General features: G+C 60.2%; 17 protein-coding genes. 11 read left to right on the top strand and 6 right to left on the bottom strand.

The genetic code is table 11. The annotated features are described in order from the left end of the window. The first annotated feature begins 167 nt into the window (after nt 1-167). From cysM to BSF44_RS05730, 6 genes are all read left to right on the top strand, one after another. Nucleotides 168-1,070, top strand: coding sequence for a cysteine synthase CysM (gene cysM, locus BSF44_RS05755; RefSeq protein ID WP_095942668.1), 903 nt, complete (start codon nt 168-170; stop codon nt 1,068-1,070). Then, on the top strand, nt 1,070-2,422 hold the full coding sequence (gene rlmD / locus BSF44_RS05750; RefSeq protein WP_095942667.1) for a 23S rRNA (uracil(1939)-C(5))-methyltransferase RlmD: 1,353 nt from the start codon (nt 1,070-1,072) through the stop codon (nt 2,420-2,422). The genes cysM and rlmD overlap by 1 nt, the downstream gene beginning before the upstream one ends. Before the next feature lie 102 nt (nt 2,423-2,524). Next, nucleotides 2,525-4,768 carry a GTP diphosphokinase gene (gene relA / locus BSF44_RS05745; protein ID WP_095942666.1) on the top strand — a complete coding sequence of 748 codons (2,244 nt, stop codon included), beginning with the start codon at nt 2,525-2,527 and terminating at the stop codon, nt 4,766-4,768. Nucleotides 4,769-4,906: 138 nt separating this feature from the next. Further along, nucleotides 4,907-5,740 (top strand): nucleoside triphosphate pyrophosphohydrolase, encoded by an 834-nt coding sequence (mazG, locus tag BSF44_RS05740; RefSeq protein WP_095942665.1) that lies wholly within the window; start codon nt 4,907-4,909, stop codon nt 5,738-5,740. A 28-nt stretch (nt 5,741-5,768) separates the two neighbouring features. Continuing rightward, nucleotides 5,769-6,311 (top strand): DUF2058 domain-containing protein, encoded by a 543-nt coding sequence (locus tag BSF44_RS05735; RefSeq protein ID WP_008051468.1) that lies wholly within the window; start codon nt 5,769-5,771, stop codon nt 6,309-6,311. Nucleotides 6,312-6,469: 158 nt separating this feature from the next. Continuing rightward, entirely contained in the window at nt 6,470-7,417 is a 948-nt protein-coding gene (locus tag BSF44_RS05730; protein ID WP_095942664.1) for a hypothetical protein, read from the top strand. 67 nt (nt 7,418-7,484) lie between these two features. Here the strand turns inward: BSF44_RS05730 and BSF44_RS05725 are convergent, their stop codons facing one another. The 6 genes from BSF44_RS05725 to BSF44_RS05700 form a co-directional block, all read right to left on the bottom strand. Then, nucleotides 7,485-7,673, bottom strand: coding sequence for a hypothetical protein (locus tag BSF44_RS05725; RefSeq protein ID WP_095942663.1), 189 nt, complete (start codon nt 7,671-7,673; stop codon nt 7,485-7,487). Between the two features lie 403 nt (nt 7,674-8,076). Continuing rightward, nucleotides 8,077-9,297: a beta-ketoacyl-ACP synthase I gene (fabB, locus tag BSF44_RS05720; protein ID WP_095942662.1), complete on the bottom strand. Its 1,221-nt coding sequence runs from the start codon at nt 9,295-9,297 to the stop codon at nt 8,077-8,079. An 11-nt stretch (nt 9,298-9,308) separates the two neighbouring features. Beyond that, nucleotides 9,309-9,824, bottom strand: coding sequence for a 3-hydroxyacyl-[acyl-carrier-protein] dehydratase FabA (gene fabA, locus BSF44_RS05715; protein WP_003227150.1), 516 nt, complete (start codon nt 9,822-9,824; stop codon nt 9,309-9,311). Between the two features lie 247 nt (nt 9,825-10,071). Continuing rightward, nucleotides 10,072-11,973 carry an ATP-binding protein gene (locus tag BSF44_RS05710; protein WP_095942661.1) on the bottom strand — a complete coding sequence of 634 codons (1,902 nt, stop codon included), beginning with the start codon at nt 11,971-11,973 and terminating at the stop codon, nt 10,072-10,074. Further along, nucleotides 11,970-12,902: an ABC transporter substrate-binding protein gene (locus tag BSF44_RS05705; RefSeq protein ID WP_095942660.1), complete on the bottom strand. Its 933-nt coding sequence runs from the start codon at nt 12,900-12,902 to the stop codon at nt 11,970-11,972. Before BSF44_RS05705 ends, BSF44_RS05710 begins: the two co-directional genes overlap by 4 nt. A 1-nt stretch (nt 12,903) precedes the next feature. Then, nucleotides 12,904-15,027: a TonB-dependent siderophore receptor gene (locus tag BSF44_RS05700; protein WP_095942712.1), complete on the bottom strand. Its 2,124-nt coding sequence runs from the start codon at nt 15,025-15,027 to the stop codon at nt 12,904-12,906. A gap of 195 nt (nt 15,028-15,222) precedes the next feature. Here BSF44_RS05700 and BSF44_RS05695 point away from each other — a divergent pair, with 195 nt between their 5' ends. The 5 genes from BSF44_RS05695 to BSF44_RS05675 all read left to right on the top strand — a co-directional run bounded on the left by BSF44_RS05695 (nt 15,223) and on the right by BSF44_RS05675 (nt 19,450). Next, nucleotides 15,223-16,248, top strand: a complete 1,026-nt coding sequence (locus BSF44_RS05695) for an NAD(P)H-dependent glycerol-3-phosphate dehydrogenase (RefSeq protein WP_095942659.1) — start codon at nt 15,223-15,225, stop codon at nt 16,246-16,248. A gap of 31 nt (nt 16,249-16,279) precedes the next feature. Continuing rightward, nucleotides 16,280-16,627, top strand: a complete 348-nt coding sequence (locus BSF44_RS05690; RefSeq protein WP_056727994.1) for a DUF4389 domain-containing protein — start codon at nt 16,280-16,282, stop codon at nt 16,625-16,627. Continuing rightward, the gene (gene sixA / locus BSF44_RS05685; RefSeq protein WP_095942658.1) at nt 16,624-17,079 is read left to right on the top strand and encodes a phosphohistidine phosphatase SixA; all 456 of its coding nucleotides are present in this window, start codon (nt 16,624-16,626) and stop codon (nt 17,077-17,079) included. Before BSF44_RS05690 ends, sixA begins: the two co-directional genes overlap by 4 nt. Before the next feature lie 227 nt (nt 17,080-17,306). After that, complete coding sequence (locus tag BSF44_RS05680) at nt 17,307-18,974, top strand: AMP-binding protein (protein ID WP_095942657.1); 1,668 nt, start codon at nt 17,307-17,309, stop codon at nt 18,972-18,974. A 32-nt stretch (nt 18,975-19,006) separates the two neighbouring features. Continuing rightward, complete coding sequence (locus tag BSF44_RS05675) at nt 19,007-19,450, top strand: hotdog fold thioesterase (RefSeq protein ID WP_095942656.1); 444 nt, start codon at nt 19,007-19,009, stop codon at nt 19,448-19,450. Nucleotides 19,451-19,518: the final 68 nt, after the last annotated feature.

Below are 19,518 nucleotides of genomic sequence, written 5' to 3'. Positions count from 1 at the left end.
CACCTCAGCCCTCTGTGGGAGCGAGCCTGCTCGCGATGAGGCCCTTCCACACACCGATAAATCCGGGCTTATTCCCATAAACCATAAGCACCACACTTTGCGTGATATGGCCTGCGAACGTTTGCCGGTATGATAGGCACCCCCGCAGTCTGGATTGCGAATACGCCATGACCTTGCAGTACCCAACCATCGCCGATTGCGTCGGCAACACTCCGCTGGTCCGTTTGCAGCGCCTGCCCGGCGCCACCAGCAATACCCTATTGCTCAAGCTCGAAGGGAACAACCCGGCGGGTTCGGTCAAGGACCGTCCGGCGCTGTCGATGATCACCCGCGCCGAACTGCGCGGGCAGATCCACGCCGGCGATACGCTGATCGAGGCGACCTCGGGCAACACCGGGATCGCCCTGGCCATGGCCGCCGCGATCAAGGGTTACAAGATGATCCTGATCATGCCGGACAACTCCAGCGCCGAGCGCAAGGCAGCCATGACCGCCTATGGCGCCGAGCTGATTCTGGTCAGCCAGGAAGAAGGCATGGAAGGCGCCCGTGACCTGGCGCAGAAGATGGAAGCCGAAGGTCGCGGCAAGGTACTGGATCAGTTCGCCAACGGTGACAACCCCGAGGCGCACTACACCACTACTGGCCCGGAAATCTGGCGCCAGACCCAGGGCACCATCACTCATTTCGTCAGCTCCATGGGCACCACCGGCACCATCATGGGCGTGTCGCGCTACTTGAAAGAGCAGAACGACAACGTGCAGATCGTCGGCCTGCAACCGATGGAAGGCTCGGCGATCCCGGGTATCCGCCGCTGGCCTCAGGAATACCTGCCGAAGATCTACCAGGCCGACCGCGTGGACCGGATCGTCGACATGGCCCAAAGCGAAGCCGAAGACGTGACCCGTCGTCTGGCCCGCGAAGAAGGCATTTTCTGTGGTGTGTCCTCGGGCGGTGCCGTGGCGGCAATGCTGCGTCTGTCCAAAGAAGTTGAAAACGCGGTGATCGTCGCGATCATCTGCGACCGTGGCGACCGTTACCTGTCGACCGGCATTTTCGACGCGCCCAACTGATGGCCAAACATGAAAGAGGCCTGCGCTTCCAGCCCACCGGCGGCAGCAAGGCCCCGCAAGTCCCGACCGGCAAAAAGCAGCGCCTGACCATCGAGCGCCTGGCCAATGACGGTCGCGGTATCGCGTTTTTCGAAGGTCGCACCTGGTTCGTCATCGGCGCTTTGGCCGGTGAAGAGATCGAGGCGCGCGTCCTCGGTGCCCACGGCAAAGTGGTCGAGGCGCGCACCGAACGGGTGTTCAAGGCCAGCGAATTGCGCCGCCCGGCGCCGTGCGCCCATGCCGGCCGCTGCGGTGGTTGCAGCGTGCAACATCTGCCCCACAACGAACAGCTTGCCCTGAAACAGCGCATGCTCGCCGAGCAGTTGTCGAGGGTCGCGGGCGTCGAACCCGAAGAGTGGGCGGCGCCATTGAGCGGTGCGGAGTTCGCTTATCGGCGTCGTGCTCGCGTCGCGGTGCGCTGGGACATGAAGGCGAAAAAACTCGAAGTCGGTTTCCGTGCCGCCGGCAGCCAGGACATTGTGGGCATCGATGATTGCCCTGTGCTGGTACAGCCTTTGCAACCGATCATGGCCCGCTTGCCGGAGATGCTGCGGCGCTTGAGCAAACCCCAGGCACTTGGGCATGTGGAGTTGTTCAGCGGCTCGACGCTGGCCGTGTTGCTGCGGCACATGGCGCCGCTGTCCGACGCCGACCTGACCATCCTCAAGGATTTCTGCGCGTTCCATCAAGCCCAGTTGTGGCTGCATGGCGACGGCGAACCACAACCGGTCGAGGTCGATCAGTCGTTGGGCTATCGTCTTGAACAGTGGGGCCTGGAGCTGGCGTATCGTCCAGGCGATTTCATCCAGGTCAACGCCGCGGTCAACGAAGCGATGGTCGCCCAGGCGCTGGACTGGCTGAAGCCGACAGCGGATGAGCGCGTACTCGACCTGTTCTGTGGCCTTGGCAACTTTGCCTTGCCGCTGGCCAAGGCCGCTCGTGAAGTGGTGGCGGTCGAAGGCGTGCAAGTGATGGTCGATCGGGCAGCGGCGAATGCCGCTAGCAACAATTTGCATAATGCGAAGTTTTTTCAGGCCGATTTATCCCTGCCTTTGACGGACGCCGAATGGGCCGCCGAAGGCTTTTGTGCGGTACTCTTGGACCCACCGCGTGACGGTGCTTTCGAGGTTGTGCGCAAGCTCAGGAGCCTGGGCGCAGAACGTTTGGTGTATGTGTCGTGCAATCCGGCAACGCTGGCGCGCGACACGGTCGAATTGATCAAGCAGGGCTACCGGTTAAAACGTGCCGGGATTCTCGATATGTTTCCTCAAACGGCACATGTCGAGGCCATGGCGTTATTTGAAGCGAGCTAGGATGCTCGTCTGGTCCGACTGGCCCGCCCGTGCAGCCGCGCACGGGCAACGAAGGTCAGCGATTTGACGCATTGAATCTGCGTCGTAGGGAAGGTAAGCAAGATGGTACAGGTGAGAGCACACCAGCCAATCAACACCGACGGCAGTATCAATCTCGAGGCTTGGCTCGATCATGCGGTCAGTGTCGATCTGGCACTGGATCGCGAAGCCTTGAAAGAGGCCTGCGAGTACGCTCGCGAGGCCGAACAACAAGCCAATGCGGCACAGAATCTGTGGTCGGAAGGTAACTCGACTTTCCGTACCGGGCTTGAGATCGCCGAGATCCTGGCCGATCTCAAACTCGACCAGGACTCACTGGTCGCCGCGATCCTGTATCGAGGCGTACGTGAAGGCCAGATCAAGTTGCCGGCCGTCAGCCAGCGCTTTGGTCCGGTGGTGTCCAAGCTCATCGACGGCGTGCAGCGCATGGCCGCGATCAGCGACAGCCTGAGCCCGCGTAAATCCCTGGTGCTGGGCACCCAGGGCCAGGTGGAAAACCTGCGCAAGATGCTGGTGGCCATGGTCGACGACGTTCGCGTCGCCCTGATCAAGCTGGCCGAGCGTACGTGCGCAATCCGTGCGGTGAAGACCGCCGACGACGAAAAACGCAACCGCGTGGCCCGTGAAGTCTTTGACATCTACGCGCCGCTGGCCCATCGCCTGGGTATCGGTCACATCAAGTGGGAACTGGAAGACTTGTCTTTCCGTTACCTCGAACCCGACCAGTACAAGCAGATCGCCAAGCTGCTCCATGAGCGGCGACTGGATCGCGAGCGTTTCATCAGCGACGTGATGAGCCAGCTGAAAAATGAATTGCAGGCCACCGGCGTCGATGCCGACATCAGCGGCCGGGCCAAACACATCTATTCGATCTGGCGCAAAATGCAGCGCAAGGGTCTGGAGTTCAGCCAGATCTACGACGTGCGTGCCGTGCGCGTGCTGGTGCCGGAAATGCGCGATTGCTACACCGCGCTCGGCATCGTCCACACCCTGTGGCGACACATCCCGAAAGAGTTCGACGACTACATCGCCAACCCCAAGGAAAACGGTTATCGCTCGCTGCACACCGCGGTGATCGGGCCCGAGGGCAAGGTGCTGGAAGTGCAGATCCGCACTCACTCGATGCACGAAGAAGCCGAACTCGGCGTGTGCGCGCACTGGCGCTACAAGGGCACCGACGTCAAGTCCGGCTCCAATCACTACGAAGAGAAAATCTCCTGGCTGCGCCAGGTGCTCGAATGGCACGAAGAGTTGGGTGACATCGGCGGGCTGGCGGAACAGTTGCGGGTGGATATCGAGCCGGACCGGGTCTACATCTTCACCCCGGACGGTCACGCCATCGACTTGCCGAAGGGCGCGACCCCGCTGGACTTCGCCTACCGCGTCCACACCGAAATCGGTCACAACTGCCGTGGCGCCAAGATCAACGGGCGCATCGTGCCGCTCAACTATAGCCTGCAAACCGGTGAACAGGTCGAGATCATCACCAGCAAGCACGGCACCCCGAGCCGTGACTGGCTGAACCCGAACCTGGGCTACGTCACCACGTCGCGGGCACGGGCGAAGATCGTTCACTGGTTCAAGCTGCAGGCTCGTGACCAGAACGTCGCGGCCGGTAAAACCCTGCTCGAGCGCGAACTCAATCGCCTCGGCCTGCCGGCGGTGGATTTCGACAAGCTGGCCGACAAGGCCAACATGAAAACCGCCGAAGACCTGTTCGCCGCCCTCGGCGCCGGGGATCTGCGCCTGGCGCAACTGGTCAACCTGGCGCAGCAACTGGTCGAGCCGGAGCGTGGCAACGAACAGCTTGAACTGATTCCACGCAAGGCCACCGGCTACAAACCGGGCAAGCGCGGCGACATCCAGATCCAGGGCGTCGGCAACCTGATGACCCAGATGGCCGGCTGCTGCCAGCCGCTGCCGGGGGATGCCATCGTCGGTTACATCACCCAGGGCCGTGGGGTGAGCATTCACCGCCAGGACTGCGCCTCGGTGCTGCAACTGAGCGGGCGCGAACCGGAACGGATCATCCAGGTCAGCTGGGGCCCGGTGCCGGTGCTCACCTATCCGGTGGATATCGTCATTCGTGCCTACGACCGTTCCGGTCTGCTGCGTGACGTCTCGCAGGTTTTGCTCAACGAGCGGATCAACGTGCTGGCGGTCAACACCCGTTCGAACAAGGAGGACAACACTGCGTTGATGTCCCTGACCATCGAGATTCCGGGGCTGGATGCATTGGGGCGGTTGCTGGGGCGGATTTCCCAGTTGCCGAACATCATCGAAACCCGGCGTAACCGTACGCCCTGAGACGGGAGCGCTTTACTGTAGGAGCGAGCTTGCTCGCGATGAACCAGAGAACGGCGCGTTCATTCAGATTGCACGCGTCATCGTTAACGTCCATCGCGAGCAGGCTCGCTCCTACAGGGAGCGGAAAGAGACTGAACGATGTATTCACTTGAAGACCTGCTGCACCTGATGAACCGCCTGCGCGATCCGCAGTACGGTTGTCCGTGGGACATCAAGCAAACCTGGGCCACCATCGTCCCGCACACCCTTGAAGAAGCCTATGAAGTTGCCGATGCCATCGAGCGCGGCGACTTCGATCACGTGCAGGGCGAGCTGGGCGATCTGTTGTTCCAGGTGGTGTATTACAGCCAATTGGCCCGGGAAGAAGGGCGCTTCGAGTTCGCCGGCGTGGTCGACAGCATCACCCGAAAGCTGATCCGCCGTCATCCTCACGTGTTCCCCACCGGCGATCTCTACGCACCACTGGATGTCCCACGCCTGAGCGAAGCGCAGGTCAAGCAGCGTTGGGAAGAGATCAAGGCCGAGGAGCGCGCGGAGAGGTCCTCGGCGCCTGAACAGCTGTCGTTGCTCGATGACGTCCCCGCTGCAATGCCGGCGTTGTCACGCTCGGCGAAATTGCAAAAGCGCGCAGGGCAGGTCGGCTTCGACTGGCCGGACGCCTTGCCGGTGTTGGATAAAGTGCGTGAAGAGCTCGATGAAGTCCTCGAAGCCATGTCGGAAAATGATCCCGAGGCCGTGGCCGACGAGATCGGTGACCTGCTGTTTTCCGTGGTCAATCTGGCGCGGCATCTCAAGGTTGATCCGGAAACGGCACTGCGTGGCGCCAACGCCAAGTTTGAAAGACGCTTTCGTTTTATCGAACAGGCATTGCGCGACACCCGCCGTCCCATGGAAGATTGCACCCTCGAAGAGTTGGACGCCTTGTGGGGCGAAGCCAAACGTCAGGAAAAGAATTTGCCCAGCTGCGGTTGAGCAGTGGCCTAAGTGAGTAATAAGCACCATGAGCATTTCCCTTCGCGACCAGTTGCTCAAAGCAGGGCTGGTCAACCAGAAGCAGGCCAAGCAGGTCAGCAAAGACAAGCAGAAACAGCAACGCCTGGCCCACAAAGGCCAGATCGAGCTGGATGACTCCCAGCAGCGCGCGGCACAGGAAGCCATGGCCGAGAAGGTCAAGCGCGACCAGGAGCTCAACCGCCAGCAGCAGGAAAAGGCTGAGGCCAAGGCCCGTGCCGCGCAGGTCAAGCAATTGATCGAAGTCTCGCGTTTGCCGAAATTGACGACCGAGGATTACTACAACTTCGTCGACGACAAGAAGGTCAAGCGCATCTGCGTCAACACCCTGATGCGCAACAAGCTCAGCAGCGGTTCGCTGGCCATCGTGCATCACGCTGGCGGCTACGAAGTGATTCCGCGCGAGGCGGCATTGAAGATTCAGGAGCGCGACCCGCAACGCATCGTGCAGTTGAATGTGCAGACCGAAGAAGTCAGCGTCGAGGACGATCCGTACGCGGCCTACAAGATCCCTGATGATCTGATGTGGTAATCGCTTCTCTGGCATTACATGTTTGTTAGTACATTGCTGGATTAATCAATTGAACCCGAAAGGTCGCGTCGATACGATCTCTCGGGTTTTCTTTTGCCCGAAGTATTCTCAGGGAAGAGAACTAATGGAATGAAGTTCAATGAATAAGGATATTCTCAATGCTGGTAAGTATCGCCTCGTTACGCCAACCCACTTTTAAATCGCAGCTTTCACAGCCGCGACAACTCGATCAATCCATTCACGATTACCTGGACGACGAGCTTGTCGTACGGGCGGAGCTTGTACGCCGAAAGATCAAGATCGCTGCGAAAGCTGCTCGCGACGATCACGGCAGTCCCGCGTGCGTTTTCGTTACCTTGCCTGAGTTTTTCTGGAACATTCCCTGGCACGAAGTCCGTAATGAACAGGAGCTTCACGAACTGAACTCTGCCTATCTGACGAAGGTGACTGAATGTGTGACGCTTTTGATAAGCGATCTGCCAGTGGAGCGCTACGGCAAGATCGTTTTATTGGCGGGAAGTTGTGCGACGTTGATCAAGGTGGGAGAGGGGGAGTCGAGCTATTACGATGTCATCAATTATGTGCTGACCATTTCCAATAAGGAATATGAGGTCGACATGCCGCTGATGTCGATGTGGCCGAAACGTTATGTGTCAGGAATTGATTTTGGAAAAAATGTAGGAGCGGAAGACGGGTACTGGTTTTTCAAGTTGTTCGATCAGGTCGTGGTAAGGGTAAAGACAGTCAGTAGTGTGCAGGCCGAGCACAGTTACTTTGGTGGCTACGAAGGAACGTTTATTAACAGCCTTGTAGCGGGTTGCCCATTCGGCATCAATTTGTGCCTGGATTATGCGGTGTTGAAAGACGGTGAGCGGGACAAGGAAGTTGAACTGACGGGGGCAAAAATCGATTTTCTGATTGCCTGTGGCATGGACTTCGATTACGGCAAGCGTCATCTGTCTTCGCTTCAGTTTGCCGTCCGCAATGACGGCATGGGCGATGGTGAGTGCGAGGTGGTGAAACTTGAGGCGGGCTGGATCGTCGGTGTTGTTCCTTCGGTGGTGATCGACGACACCCTTCATTTAGCGGCCTTTCAGATTGCCTGAGCCGCGTGCCTTGGTCGCAGCCTGCCCGTGGGGGGAGGGGCAGGCTGCACGGTGGTGGAGTCTGTCTTCAACGGGTTGCGAGCTCGCGGTCGCGCTCGAGCATTTCCAGTTCGGCCCTGTAGTGTTGCGCTTCGGTCTCGGAGTGGAACATCCCGACCAGCAGGTCTTGTTGATGCACGTCCCAGATCCGGATACCGGCGGCTACACCCTCGTGGGATTTATGTGAATCGTCGCGTTCGGTTACTTTTACAGTCATCTGCTAGCTCCAATCTCTGTTATCTGCAGCAAGGCGTGTGCAGGTCTCTGTTATAGATGTTGGTAGCTTGCTAAGTAAACGACTGAGTTTGGTACGGGTTTTTTACAAAAACGGAAACAGTCCTGCAGCCCGCTAAACACGCGACATTCGGTTGCTGGGCATTAAGTTTCATGACAAAAGCTTCATGTTGGAAGCACCGCAAATCCGGTCTCGAGCATAAAACCAGTGGGAGCGAGCCTGCTCGCGAAAGCGGTGTGTCAGCCAATAAATATGTCGACTGATACTCCCTTTTCGCGAGCAGGCTCGCTCCCACAGGTCTTGCATCTGTCTTGGGCTTTTCTCAAGGCAAAAAAAACGCCCCGAACCAGTCGGGGCGTTTTTTGTGCGGCGTTATGACGGGGTATTACTTACCCTGCCAGCGCTTCAGTACCAAGGTGGCGTTGGTGCCACCGAAACCGAAGCTGTTGCTCATCACGGTGTTGATGCTGGCGTTTTCGCGGGTCTTGGTCAGTACCGGCAGGTCGGCCACTTCAGGGTCCAGCTCGTCGATGTTGGCGGAGCCGGCAATGAAGTTGCCTTCCATCATCAGCAGGCAGTAGATCGCTTCGTGAACACCAGCGGCGCCCAGGGAGTGACCCGACAGGCTCTTGGTGGAGCTGATGGCCGGAGCCTTGTCGCCGAACACTTCACGCACGCCTTTCATTTCCGCGACGTCGCCGACCGGGGTCGAGGTGCCGTGGGTGTTCAGGTAGTCGATCGGGGTATCGACGGTGGACAGCGCCTGCTGCATGCAGCGGATCGCGCCTTCGCCGCTCGGGGCAACCATGTCGTAGCCGTCGGAGGTCGCGCCGTAGCCGACGATTTCCGCGTAGATCTTCGCGCCGCGGGCCAGAGCGTGTTCCAGCTCTTCAACCACGACCATGCCGCCACCGCCGGCAATGACGAAACCGTCACGCTTGGCGTCGTAGGCACGGGAAGCTTTTTCCGGGGTTTCGTTGTACTGGGTGGACAGGGCGCCCATGGCGTCGAACAGGAACGATTGGCTCCAGTGTTCTTCTTCACCGCCGCCGGCGAAAACGATGTCCTGCTTGCCCAGCTGGATCTGCTCCATGGCGTTACCGATGCAGTGAGCACTGGTGGCGCAAGCGGAGGAGATCGAGTAGTTCACACCCTTGATCTTGAACGGCGTGGCCAGGCAGGCGGAAACGGTGCTGCCCATGGTCCGCGTGACGCGGTACGGGCCGACGCGCTTGACGCCTTTCTCGCGCAGGATGTCCAGCGCTTCCATCTGGTTCAGGGTCGACGCGCCACCGGAACCAGCGATCAGGCCGGTACGCACGTTGGAAACCTGTTCTTCGGTCAGACCGGAATCTGTGATGGCATCTTTCATGGCCAGGTAGGCATAAGCTGCCGCGTGGCCGACGAAGCGATAGATCTTGCGATCGATCAGTTCTTCAAGGTTGAGGTCAATGGAGCCGGAAACCTGGCTACGCAGACCCATTTCGGCATATTCCGGGTTGAACCGGATGCCAGGGCGGCTTGCACGCAGGTTAGCGGAGACGGTCTCTTTGTCATTGCCCAGGCAAGAAACGATGCCCAGACCAGTGATAACGACGCGGCGCATGCGAATAACCCTTAGAAGTTGTCAGTGGAGGTGAACACGCCGACCCGGAGGCCTTCGGCGGTGTAGATTTCGCGACCGTCGACAGTGACCGAACCGTCGGCGATGGCCAGGTTCAGTTTGCCTTTGAGGACGCGCTTGATATGAATGTTATAGGTGACTTTCTTGGCGGTCGGCAGGACCTGGCCGAAGAATTTCACTTCGCCCGAACCCAGCGCACGACCACGGCCCGGCAGGCCTTGCCAGCCCAGGAAGAAACCGACCAGTTGCCACATGGCGTCCAGGCCCAGGCAGCCCGGCATCACCGGATCGCCTTCGAAGTGGCAGGCGAAGAACCACAGGTCCGGATTGATATCCAGCTCGGCGACCAATTCACCTTTGCCGTACTTGCCACCTTCTTCGCTGATCAGGGTGATGCGATCAACCATCAGCATGTTCGGGGCGGGCAGTTGCGCGTTACCTGGGCCGAACAGCTCACCGCGACTGCAGCGCAGCAGGTCTTCCCGGGTAAAGGCGTTTTGTTTGGTCATGCGAGCTCCTCAATAGTCCCATGCGGCAGGTGGGGCAAATCTTCCCGGCCGATCGAAGCGTTCATGCCTCGAACCGGCAGCCTACTCATAGACTATTGCGTTGTGGTGAAAGTCACAGCACCAAGGACATGAATGTACACTTGTGCACTGAAATTATTATTCAAGCCCCTTTTCGGGCCTGTTCGGGGGCTTAAGACTGCCGCACTTTCGCCTTTCACGCCAGTCGCAGATGCTCGAAAGGCCTGTACTACTGCACCCAGCGTTGCAGAATTTGCTGCAGATCAGTCCGTTTGAACGGCTTGGCCAGGTAATCGTTCATCCCCGCCGACAGGCAGGCTTCACGGTCGCCCTGCAAGGCGTTGGCGGTCAGGGCGATGATCGGCAGGTCGGTGCAACCGGGCAGCTTGCGGATTTGTCGGGTGGCTTCATAGCCATCGATGATCGGCAAGCGGCAATCCATCAGGATCGCTTCAAAGATCAGGCTCTCGGCACTGCGTACCGCCTGCGCGCCGTCGGCGGCGACACTGACCTTGAAGCCCAGGCTGCGCAACATGGCTTCGATGACGGTCTGGTTGACCGGGTTGTCTTCGACCAACAGCACATTGCGCCCTTCGCCGTTGCTGTTGCGCGATTGCGCGCGAGGGGGTAACAGCGGTTGTGTCTGCTGGTGCAATGCCAGGGGGATTTCCAGGGTGAACACCGAACCGCGGCCTTCCTCGCTCTGCGCGCGCAAGGTGCCCCCCATGCGTTCGGCCAGGGTACGGGCAATCGGCAGGCCCAGCCCCGTGCCACCGTAGCGTCTCGAGATAGAGCTGTCGGCCTGCTGGAACGCGTTGAACATCAATTCCAGGCTTTGCGCCGGGATGCCGATACCGCTGTCGCGCACGGTGCAGGTGAACCACAGCAACTCGTGGTCCAGCGACTGCCACTGCGCCTCAATGGTGACGTGGCCCTTTTCGGTGAACTTCAGCGCATTGCCGACCAGGTTGACCAGTATCTGCCGGATACGCGTCGGGTCGCCCTTGACCTGCAAGCCGCGCATGTCGTCGGGGATCATCAGTTGCAGGTCCAGACCGCGTTGCGCGGCGCTGTGCTGGAACGACTGGGCGCAACTGACGATCAGGTCGGCGAGGTTGAACGGGATGTGCTCCAGCTCCAGCTCTGAACGTTCGATCCGCGAGAAATCCAGGATGTCGTTGATGACCTTGAGCAAGTGCTCGGTGGACTCCGAGGCCAGCGCCGCGTACTCCACCTGCTCCTCGGTCATGTCGGTGGTTTCAAGCAACTGCAGCATGCCCAGTACGCCATTCATCGGTGTGCGCAGTTCATGGCTCATCATGGCGAGGAAATCGGATTTGGCGTTGTTGGCCTTTTCCGCTTCTTCGCGGGTCTGGATCAACTGCGCCATGGCTTGATGCTGTTCGCGGCTGGCCTGCTCGAGACCGCTGGCGAGGTTATTGATGTGTTGCGACAGCGCCCCCAGCTCGGTGTCGTCGACAATGGGCAGCGGTGTCTTGTAGTCGCCGTCCTGGATCGCCTTGACCGCATTGCCGATATCACGGATCGGTTGCGACAGGCTGCCCGCCAGGCGCCGGGCCACGAGGAAGGTAAACAGCAGGGCGAACAGCGCCAGGATGGCGGCCTTGAGCACGATTTCCTGCTGGCGCCGGCTGAAGGCATCGTTGGACAGCCCGACGATCACCCGGCCCAGATAGTCTTCGACAGGGGCCACGGTGGCGGTTTTGCTGCTCTGGAAAAAATCATTGTGCAACGCGATGCGCTGGAGCCGAATCGGTGCCTGGAACACTTCGAGCTGTTGCGCGCGATTGTGGTGTTCGTTCGGTTGTTCAACGTACACCAGAACCCGGTTGGCGCTGTCCTGGATTTCCAGAAAACTCACATTGGGCGTGGCCAGCGTCGCCTTGAGCAAGGTTTCGAGCACTTCGATGTTGCCCGAAATCACTCCGTACTCGGTGGCCGGGGCCAGTTGATTGGCGATCAACTGGCCGGTGTGGGTGATTTCCTGACGCAGATCCTGGATACGCACGAACGTGAAGAAGCTGATCAGCAACAAGGTCAGCAGCAGTGCAGGGCCGAGGCTGATGAGTTGGGTGCGGGTGTTGATGTCCCAGCGACGGCGAAAGTTCATGGGCGGCGTTCTCCTTCAGCCAGCAGTGCGGCGACAGACGCTTCGTTTATCTGTTCGATACCCAATGAACGCGCCACCTGCGGATTGCTCGCGACCTTGAATCGATGGGGGTAGTGCGTGCGCGGCCAGGTGGCCGGTGGCCGGTCGAGCAATTCGTCGAGGACCGCCAGCCAGTCGCTCTGATCGCTATAGGTGCTGGCCAGGCTCCCGGCCTTGACGAATCCGGCGTTGGGTCCGATCAGCGCCACTTGTCGCGAGTAGCTGCTCAGCAGCAGGTTCTTTGCGGTTTGCGGGTTGTACAGGTCGGCATCATCCAGGCCCAGCAACACGTCACTGTCATTAAGCAGGGCCTGTAATGGACGACTGTCGTGAATGTTGTCCCAGCGCTGAGTGACTATCTCAAGACCCAGGGGGAGGGCGGCCTGACGCAGCTCATTCAAGAGGAATTCACTGTGGGTGTCGTAGAGCACACCGATGCGTCTGGCCTGGGGCAACAAGGTACGGGTCAAGCGCAACTGGCGGTCCAGTGGTGGATCGCTCCATAGCAGGCAAAGGCGCGCAGGCAGCGAGGTGTCCAAGCGTTGCCGGGCTTGCAGGCGGCTGATGCGCAATACGAGTGTCGCCGGGCCTTGGGCGTTCTGCAGGCGCCAGTCGAGGCTGGGCAGGTCGAGCAGTATCAAGCGGATGTTTTCCGGCAGCTTGTCCGGTATCGGCATTTTAGCCAGCGTCTGGAAGCGTATGTTATCGCTTGGTCGCAGCTCGCTCAGGGCTTGGGTAAACGCCCGCACAGCGGGGCTGTCTTCGGCCCCTGTGAGCAAAATGTCGGCCGCATGACTCGCCAGGCTGCCCAGCAGGCCGCTTGTCAGCAGGCAGAGTATGGCCAGCAGCCGACCCAGGGGTGGCATTCTGCAGGCCGGACGATTCGGCATCTTAAAGCTCCAGCTCCGCGCTGAAATACATCACATGGCGCTGGTCATAATTATTGTCGATGAAGGTGGTCGGCTGATTGTCCAGCCGTTGCTGTAGCACTGCGGCCAGTTCCAGGCTGGCCTTGCCCAGGGCGATACGTTTGGCGATGCGCGCATCGACCCGTTCGAAGCGGTAGCCGTTGAGGGCGTCATCGCCATAATAGAAAAGCGCACTGTTCCAGCCCTGGCCCCAATCCCGCAGCCATCCGGCCGAGCCACTGTTGCTTGCAGTCTGCCTGGCATCCAGCGGATTGCTGGCGTCGGCATCGACGTAGGCATAGGTCAGTCGCAGGCGATCGAGGCTGCCGACACGCCAGTCGAGCTGGGTTTCGGCTCCCGAAAAACGCGCTTTGTTGGCGTTGCTGGCGATGTACTGATTGTTGCGCAGCGGTTCACTGATCATGCCGGTGATTTCGTCGTGGAACAGCTTCACGTCGAGCACCAGCCCCGGTTCGGGAAAATAGCCGTTGTAGCCCAGCTCCCGGGAGCGCATGTGCTCTTGATCGAGATCGCCGGGGCCACGGGTCTTGACGAAATATCGGGCGCTGGACTGGCCAAAGGCACCGGGCTTGAGGTTGGTGACCTGATAACTCCAGTTGACGTTATTCTCGAACATGTCCGGCGAACGGACGGCCTCGGAGTACACCGCACGCAAGCCGTGGCGCGGATTGATCAGGTAGTTGACCGCTATGCGAGGTGTCAACGAACTGCCGATCAACCGGGTGTCCTCGAACATGGCACCGCCTTGCAGCAGCCAGTGTTCGGTGGCACGCCACTCGAACTGGCCGAACGCCCGCCAGAGGGTGTCATCGAGCGTGCCATTGAAGTAGGTCTCGGAATCGGCCCGGTCGTAACGATAATTCAGACCGCTGACCAGCCGCAGGTTATCGGCGAGGCTCAGGGTGTCCTGCAGCTCGAGGTCGTAGCGCGATTCCCGGGTGCTCTGGTCGATGTCGCCGCAAACGGTCTGGCTCGCGCCGTTGCGCCATTGATCGAGTACCTGGTTGGCCAGCGCCTGCTCGGCGGGCGTGCCGGCCGGTGCACCGGGGCCGAGGAAACGCGTGATATTGCGGGCCAGGCGTTCGGTGTAGTTCGGGTTCATTTGCCAGAGTTCGGTCAGTTGCGGGCTGAACGATATTTCAGCGTCGCAGGCGCGCCAGGTTTGCTGGCGATCCCAGTGTTGGGCCGAACCCTGAATATAAAGGCTGTGGTCGGGATCGATGTCCAGATTCCAGCGCAATGACCCGGCGTAATCCTTGGCGGTGACGTCTGAGTCGTTGCCTGCGCGGGTAACTCCCGGGAACACCGGGCGGTAGGTATAGGGCCGCTGGTTGGTGCCGTTCTTGGCATTCAATTGCCAATCGAGGCTTTGCCGTTCATTGAGGCTCTGGCTGACGGCCAGGTTGAAGCGATCGAGGCGACGGCTGTCATGGTAGTCCGCGCCCGTTCGGTCGGTGTCGAAACCGTCGTCTTGCTGGCCGGACAGGGACAGGCGCATGTCACCGTCTTCCCAGCCCAGTCCCTGGCTGGCGTAAAAGTCATTGATGCCGCGCTGGCCCCGGGTGACCTTCACGCGCGTACCGTGACTGTCGGCCGGCCGCCGGGTAATGATGTTGACCACCGCCATCAGCGCGTTGGCGCCGTAGCTGACGGTATTCGGCCCGCGAAAGACTTCGATGCGCTCGATGTCTTCCATGGCCACCGGAATGTCACTCCAGTCCACGGTGGCCAGGCCGGCGCGATACACCGAGCGCCCGTCGATCAGCACTTGCATGCGTCGCGCTTCAGTTGCGTTGGTGCCGTGGTAGTTAACCGCTGCCTGGTTGCCGCTGATATTACCGGCCATCATCCCCGGCACCAGGCGCAGCAGTTCGCTGATGTCGCGGGCACCGCTGGCGTGGATCAGGGCGCTGTCGATCACCGTCATGCTTCCCGGCACCGCCGCTGGCGACTGCTTCAGGCGCGTTGCGGTGAGCACTTGCGGCAGCGGTTCGCTGTCCAGGAACAAGTCGTCGGCCAGCGCCGGCGAGCTGAAAATCAGCGCCAGTACCAGAGGCGAATGCGGTGAAGGGGAGCCCGGAGACACAACAGATCCCTGCCAGTGATTGTTGGCGCGCATGTTAACCGAGCCGAATGACTTTTCCATTCACGATGTCTGCATTTTCCTCGGTTTTATTGGTCTTCTTCCTACGGATGCAGGTATTTGATGTCGGGGCTGGCCGCCGATGGGCTGCCCCGTATAATGCCGACATCGCCACTGGTATGGATTAACGGATTGCATATGACTGAGCAGCGCCCGATTGCGGTCCTGGGAGGCGGAAGTTTTGGAACCGCCGTGGCTAATCTGCTGGCCGAGAACGGGCATCAGGTCCTTCAGTGGATGCGTGACCCCGAACAGGCCGAGGCCATTCGGGTCAATCGCGAGAACCCGCGTTACCTCAAAGGCATCAAGATTCTGCCTGGCGTCACGCCGGTCACCGACCTGCAAGCCACCCTGGACGCCTGCGACCTGTGTTTCGTTGCATTGCCCTCCAGCGCGCTGCGCTCGGTGCTGGTGCCCCACGCCGAACGCTTGACCGGCAAAATGCTGGTGAGCCTGACCAAAGGCATCGAAGCCCACACGTTCAAGTTGATGAGCGAGATCCTCGAAGAGATCGCCCCGCAGGCGCGCATCGGCGTCCTGTCCGGGCCCAACCTGGCCCGTGAAATCGCCGAACATGCACTGACCGCCACGGTGGTCGCCAGTGAAGACGAAGAACTCTGTCAGCAGGTTCAGGCCGCGCTGCACGGGCGCACCTTTCGTGTGTACGCCAGCGCCGACCGTTTCGGCGTGGAACTGGGCGGGGCGTTGAAAAACGTCTATGCGATCATCGCCGGCATGGCGGTGGCGCTGGGCATGGGGGAAAATACCAAGAGCATGCTGATCACCCGGGCATTGGCGGAAATGACTCGCTTTGCGGTGAATCAGGGCGCGAACCCGATGACCTTCCTGGGGTTGGCGGGCGTGGGCGATCTGATCGTGACCTGTTCGTCGCCCAAGAGCCGCAACTATCAGGTCGGTTTCGCCCTCGGCCAGGGCCTGAGCCTGGACGAGGCGGTCACGCGCCTGGGAGAAGTCGCCGAAGGGGTCAACACCCTTAAAGTGCTCAAGGCCAAGGCCCAGGAGGTTGGTGTGTACATGCCGCTGGTCGCGGGGCTGCACGCGATCCTGTTCGAAGGCCGCACGCTGGAGCAGGTCATCGCTTTGTTAATGCGTGGCGAGCCGAAAACCGACGTCGACTTTATTTCCACCAGTGATTTCAACTAATCACGCTTGCCAGAAAAGCAGGGAGTTGCGCATGAACGATCCAAAAGTAGAAGCCAAGTACGAATCCATCCTGCTGCGGGTGCTGTGGATGATCCTCTTCGTGCTGGTGTGGCAAGTGGCGCAGTTCATCCTCGGCGCCGTCGTGCTGGTGCAGTTGATCTATCGTTTGTTCTATGGCGCCCCAAGCGCCAGCCTGATGAATTTCGGCGACAGCCTGAGCCAGTTTCTGGCGCAGATCGGTCGTTTCGGCAGCTTTCACAGCGACCAGAAGCCTTGGCCGTTCGCCGACTGGCCGACGCCGCGTACACCGGAAGGTGAGGCGCCGCATGTCGTGGCACCGGCACCCCATCCGGCCCGAGATGAGGAACCCAAGCTATGAAACTCTGGGTATTGCGTCATGGTGAAGCTGTACCACACGGCTCTCGTCCCCACGATTCGGAGCGGGAACTGACGGATAACGGTCGTAAGGAAGTATTGAAAATCGCCGCGGAGCTGGTGGGTCAGCCGCTGACCGGCATTTACGCGAGCCCGTACCTGAGAGCGCAGCAAACAGCGCAACTGGTACGAGAGGCATTGGGTTTCGAACCGGAAATCCGCACCGTCGAGTGGCTGACACCGGACACGGAGCCGGACAAGGTGGCCGAACAGATGGTCGCGGTAAGCAACGTGTTGCTGGTCAGTCACAACCCGCTGGTGGGGAATCTGCTGAGCTACCTGCAACATGGTGCCGGACATCTGCCGGAAAGGGTCAGCACTGCCGGTTTGGCGCAGCTCGAGGGGGATGAGCTGCTGGTCGGGTCAATGACGCTCGACAGCATCAAGCACCCGTAGCCACGCCTTTCAAAGGGCACCGCTTGATCTGAAGGCGGCACGATCACCGTAGGAGCGAGCCTGCTCGCGATAGCGGCAAGTCAGTCGACATCCATTTTGAATGTCAGCCCGCCATCGCGAGCAGGCTCGCTCCTACAGGTATAGAAAAACTTTGAATAAAATAGTCAACCAAGCACTTGCTTGGTTGACTACGCTTGCTCCAGACCAAAAACAAAGGAGCGAGTCGCATGTCTGCTGCTTTTCGTTTGCCGCTGGACGTCTTTTACGAGCGTGAGGCCCGTCATCCGCGCCAGCGCTTTTTGGTCCAGCCTGTCGGCGGCGGCCAGGTCGAGACCTTGACCTGGGCCGACGTCGGTCATCAGGCCCGCTGTGCCGCCCACTGGCTGCGAGCGCGGGAACTGCCGCAGGGCAGCCATATCGCCCTGATCTCGAAGAACTGCGCGCACTGGATCATTGCCGACCTGGCGATCTGGATGGCCGGGCATGTCTCGGTGCCGTTGTACCCAAATCTGACCGCCGAGACCGTTGCCCAAGTACTCGAACATTCGGAGGCGGCGCTGGCCTTCATCGGCAAGCTCGACGACTGGCCAGGCATGTCCCGTGGCGTCAGCCCCGACCTGCCGACCATCAGCTTGCCCTTGCATCCTCCTGGCGACTTTGATTTCAGCTGGGACGACCTGCAACGCAGCTCGCCCATCCAGGACAATCCCAAACCTGCCGCCGATCAGCTGGCGACCATCATCTACACATCCGGCACCACGGGCATGCCCAAGGGCGTGATGCACAGCTTCGGCAATCTGGGGTTTGCCACTACGCGCGGCACTGCGTTGTTCGGCCTCAACGAGTCGGACCGCTTGTTGTCCTACCTGCCGCTGTGCCACGTTGCCGAGCGGATGTTCGTCGAACTGGCATCGATCTATACCGGCCAAACGGTGTTTTTCGCCGAGAGCCTCGACACCTTCCTCACTGACCTGAAGCGTGCGCGTCCGACCGCACTGTTTGGCGTGCCGCGCATCTGGACCAAATTCCAGATGGGCGTGTACGGCAAGATTCCGGCAAAACGTCTCGACTTCCTGCTCGGGCTGCCGATCATCGGCAAAAGGGTCGGGCATAAAGTCCTCGCCGGGTTAGGGCTGGATGCGTTGCGCATCGCGTTGTCCGGCGCAGCTCCGGTGCCGCAGACCTTGTTGCAGTGGTACCGCAAACTGGGACTGGACGTGCTGGAGGTCTATGGCATGACCGAGAGTTGCGGCTACTCCCATATCGGCATGCCGGGCCAGAACAAACCGGGCTGGATCGGCAAGCCGTGTCCGGAAGTCGAAGTGCGGATCGCCGAGACGGGGGAAGTCATGGTGCGCAGTGATGCGACCATGCTCGGGTATTACAAGGAACCGCAGAAAACCGCCGACACCATTACCGAGGACGGCTTCCTGCGTACCGGCGACAAGGGTGAGGAGGACGCCGAAGGCAATCTGCGCCTGACCGGGCGCCTGAAGGAAATCTTCAAGACCAGCAAAGGCAAGTACGTGGCTCCGGCACCGATTGAAAATCGCCTGGCCGTGCATTCGCGTATCGAGCAGGTCTGCGTGGTGGGCGATGGCTTGAGCGCGCCGCTGGGGTTGTGCGTGTTGTCGGCGGTCGGCCAACAGGATGCCGGCGGGGTCGCGCGCGCGGGCCTGCATTCGAGCCTGGAAAAACTGCTGGAAGAGGTCAACGGCGCCCTCGACAAGCATGAACAACTGCGGCGCCTGGTGGTGGTCAAGGACAGTTGGGCCGTGGAAAACGGCTTTCTCACCCCGACCCTGAAGATCAAACGCAACGTGATCGAAGCGGCTTACGGTGAGCGCTTTGAGGAATGGAGCGAGCGCAGCGAAGCGGTGCTGTGGCAGGATTGATCCACGAATAAAACCAACGAGGAAACTCTGCGATGAGCCTGTGGCGCACCACCCCGAACATCGAGCGGTTGAACGCAATCCAGAAAAACACCATTGGCGAAGTGCTGGACATCCGTTTCGAAGCCTTTGACGACGACTCCCTGACCGCCAGCATGGTCGTCGATCACCGCACCCACCAGCCTTACGGCTTGCTGCATGGCGGTGCCTCGGTGGTGCTGGCCGAATCGGTCGGCTCGATGGCCAGCTACCTGTGCATCGATGCCAGCAAGTTCTATTGCGTGGGCCTGGAAATCAACGCCAACCATTTGCGCGGCCTGCGCAGCGGGCGGGTGACAGCGGTGGCCAAGCCGATCCACATCGGCCGCACGACCCATGTCTGGGACATTCGCCTGACCAGCGATGAGGGCAAGGCCAGCTGCGTGTCGCGACTGACCATGGCAGTGGTACCGTTGGGTGAAAATCCGCCGGCGCGTTGAACCAAAGCCATGGCTTTGACCGGACTGTCATCATTCCTGTCAGTTACGGTCATTGCCGCAGGACGCGG

Origin of the sequence: Pseudomonas sp. ACN8, assembly GCF_002303925.1 — a bacterium.
In the GTDB taxonomy this organism is placed as follows: domain Bacteria; phylum Pseudomonadota; class Gammaproteobacteria; order Pseudomonadales; family Pseudomonadaceae; genus Aquipseudomonas.
Note: the sequence above shows the minus strand (reverse complement) of the source record. Positions and strands in the feature narration are given on the sequence as shown.

Coding starts and splice junctions, on each gene's coding strand:
- relA (WP_095942666.1), top strand. CDS start 2,525: ATGGTACAGGTGAGAGCACACCAGCCAATCAACACCGACGGCAGTATC.
- BSF44_RS05680 (WP_095942657.1), top strand. CDS start 17,307: ATGTCTGCTGCTTTTCGTTTGCCGCTGGACGTCTTTTACGAGCGTGAG.
- cysM (WP_095942668.1), top strand. CDS start 168: ATGACCTTGCAGTACCCAACCATCGCCGATTGCGTCGGCAACACTCCG.
- BSF44_RS05690 (WP_056727994.1), top strand. CDS start 16,280: ATGAACGATCCAAAAGTAGAAGCCAAGTACGAATCCATCCTGCTGCGG.
- fabB (WP_095942662.1), bottom strand. CDS start 9,297: ATGCGCCGCGTCGTTATCACTGGTCTGGGCATCGTTTCTTGCCTGGGC.
- BSF44_RS05705 (WP_095942660.1), bottom strand. CDS start 12,902: ATGCCGAATCGTCCGGCCTGCAGAATGCCACCCCTGGGTCGGCTGCTG.
- BSF44_RS05725 (WP_095942663.1), bottom strand. CDS start 7,673: ATGACTGTAAAAGTAACCGAACGCGACGATTCACATAAATCCCACGAG.
- fabA (WP_003227150.1), bottom strand. CDS start 9,824: ATGACCAAACAAAACGCCTTTACCCGGGAAGACCTGCTGCGCTGCAGT.
- BSF44_RS05710 (WP_095942661.1), bottom strand. CDS start 11,973: ATGAACTTTCGCCGTCGCTGGGACATCAACACCCGCACCCAACTCATC.
- BSF44_RS05695 (WP_095942659.1), top strand. CDS start 15,223: ATGACTGAGCAGCGCCCGATTGCGGTCCTGGGAGGCGGAAGTTTTGGA.
- sixA (WP_095942658.1), top strand. CDS start 16,624: ATGAAACTCTGGGTATTGCGTCATGGTGAAGCTGTACCACACGGCTCT.
- BSF44_RS05730 (WP_095942664.1), top strand. CDS start 6,470: ATGCTGGTAAGTATCGCCTCGTTACGCCAACCCACTTTTAAATCGCAG.
- rlmD (WP_095942667.1), top strand. CDS start 1,070: ATGGCCAAACATGAAAGAGGCCTGCGCTTCCAGCCCACCGGCGGCAGC.
- BSF44_RS05735 (WP_008051468.1), top strand. CDS start 5,769: ATGAGCATTTCCCTTCGCGACCAGTTGCTCAAAGCAGGGCTGGTCAAC.
- BSF44_RS05675 (WP_095942656.1), top strand. CDS start 19,007: ATGAGCCTGTGGCGCACCACCCCGAACATCGAGCGGTTGAACGCAATC.
- mazG (WP_095942665.1), top strand. CDS start 4,907: ATGTATTCACTTGAAGACCTGCTGCACCTGATGAACCGCCTGCGCGAT.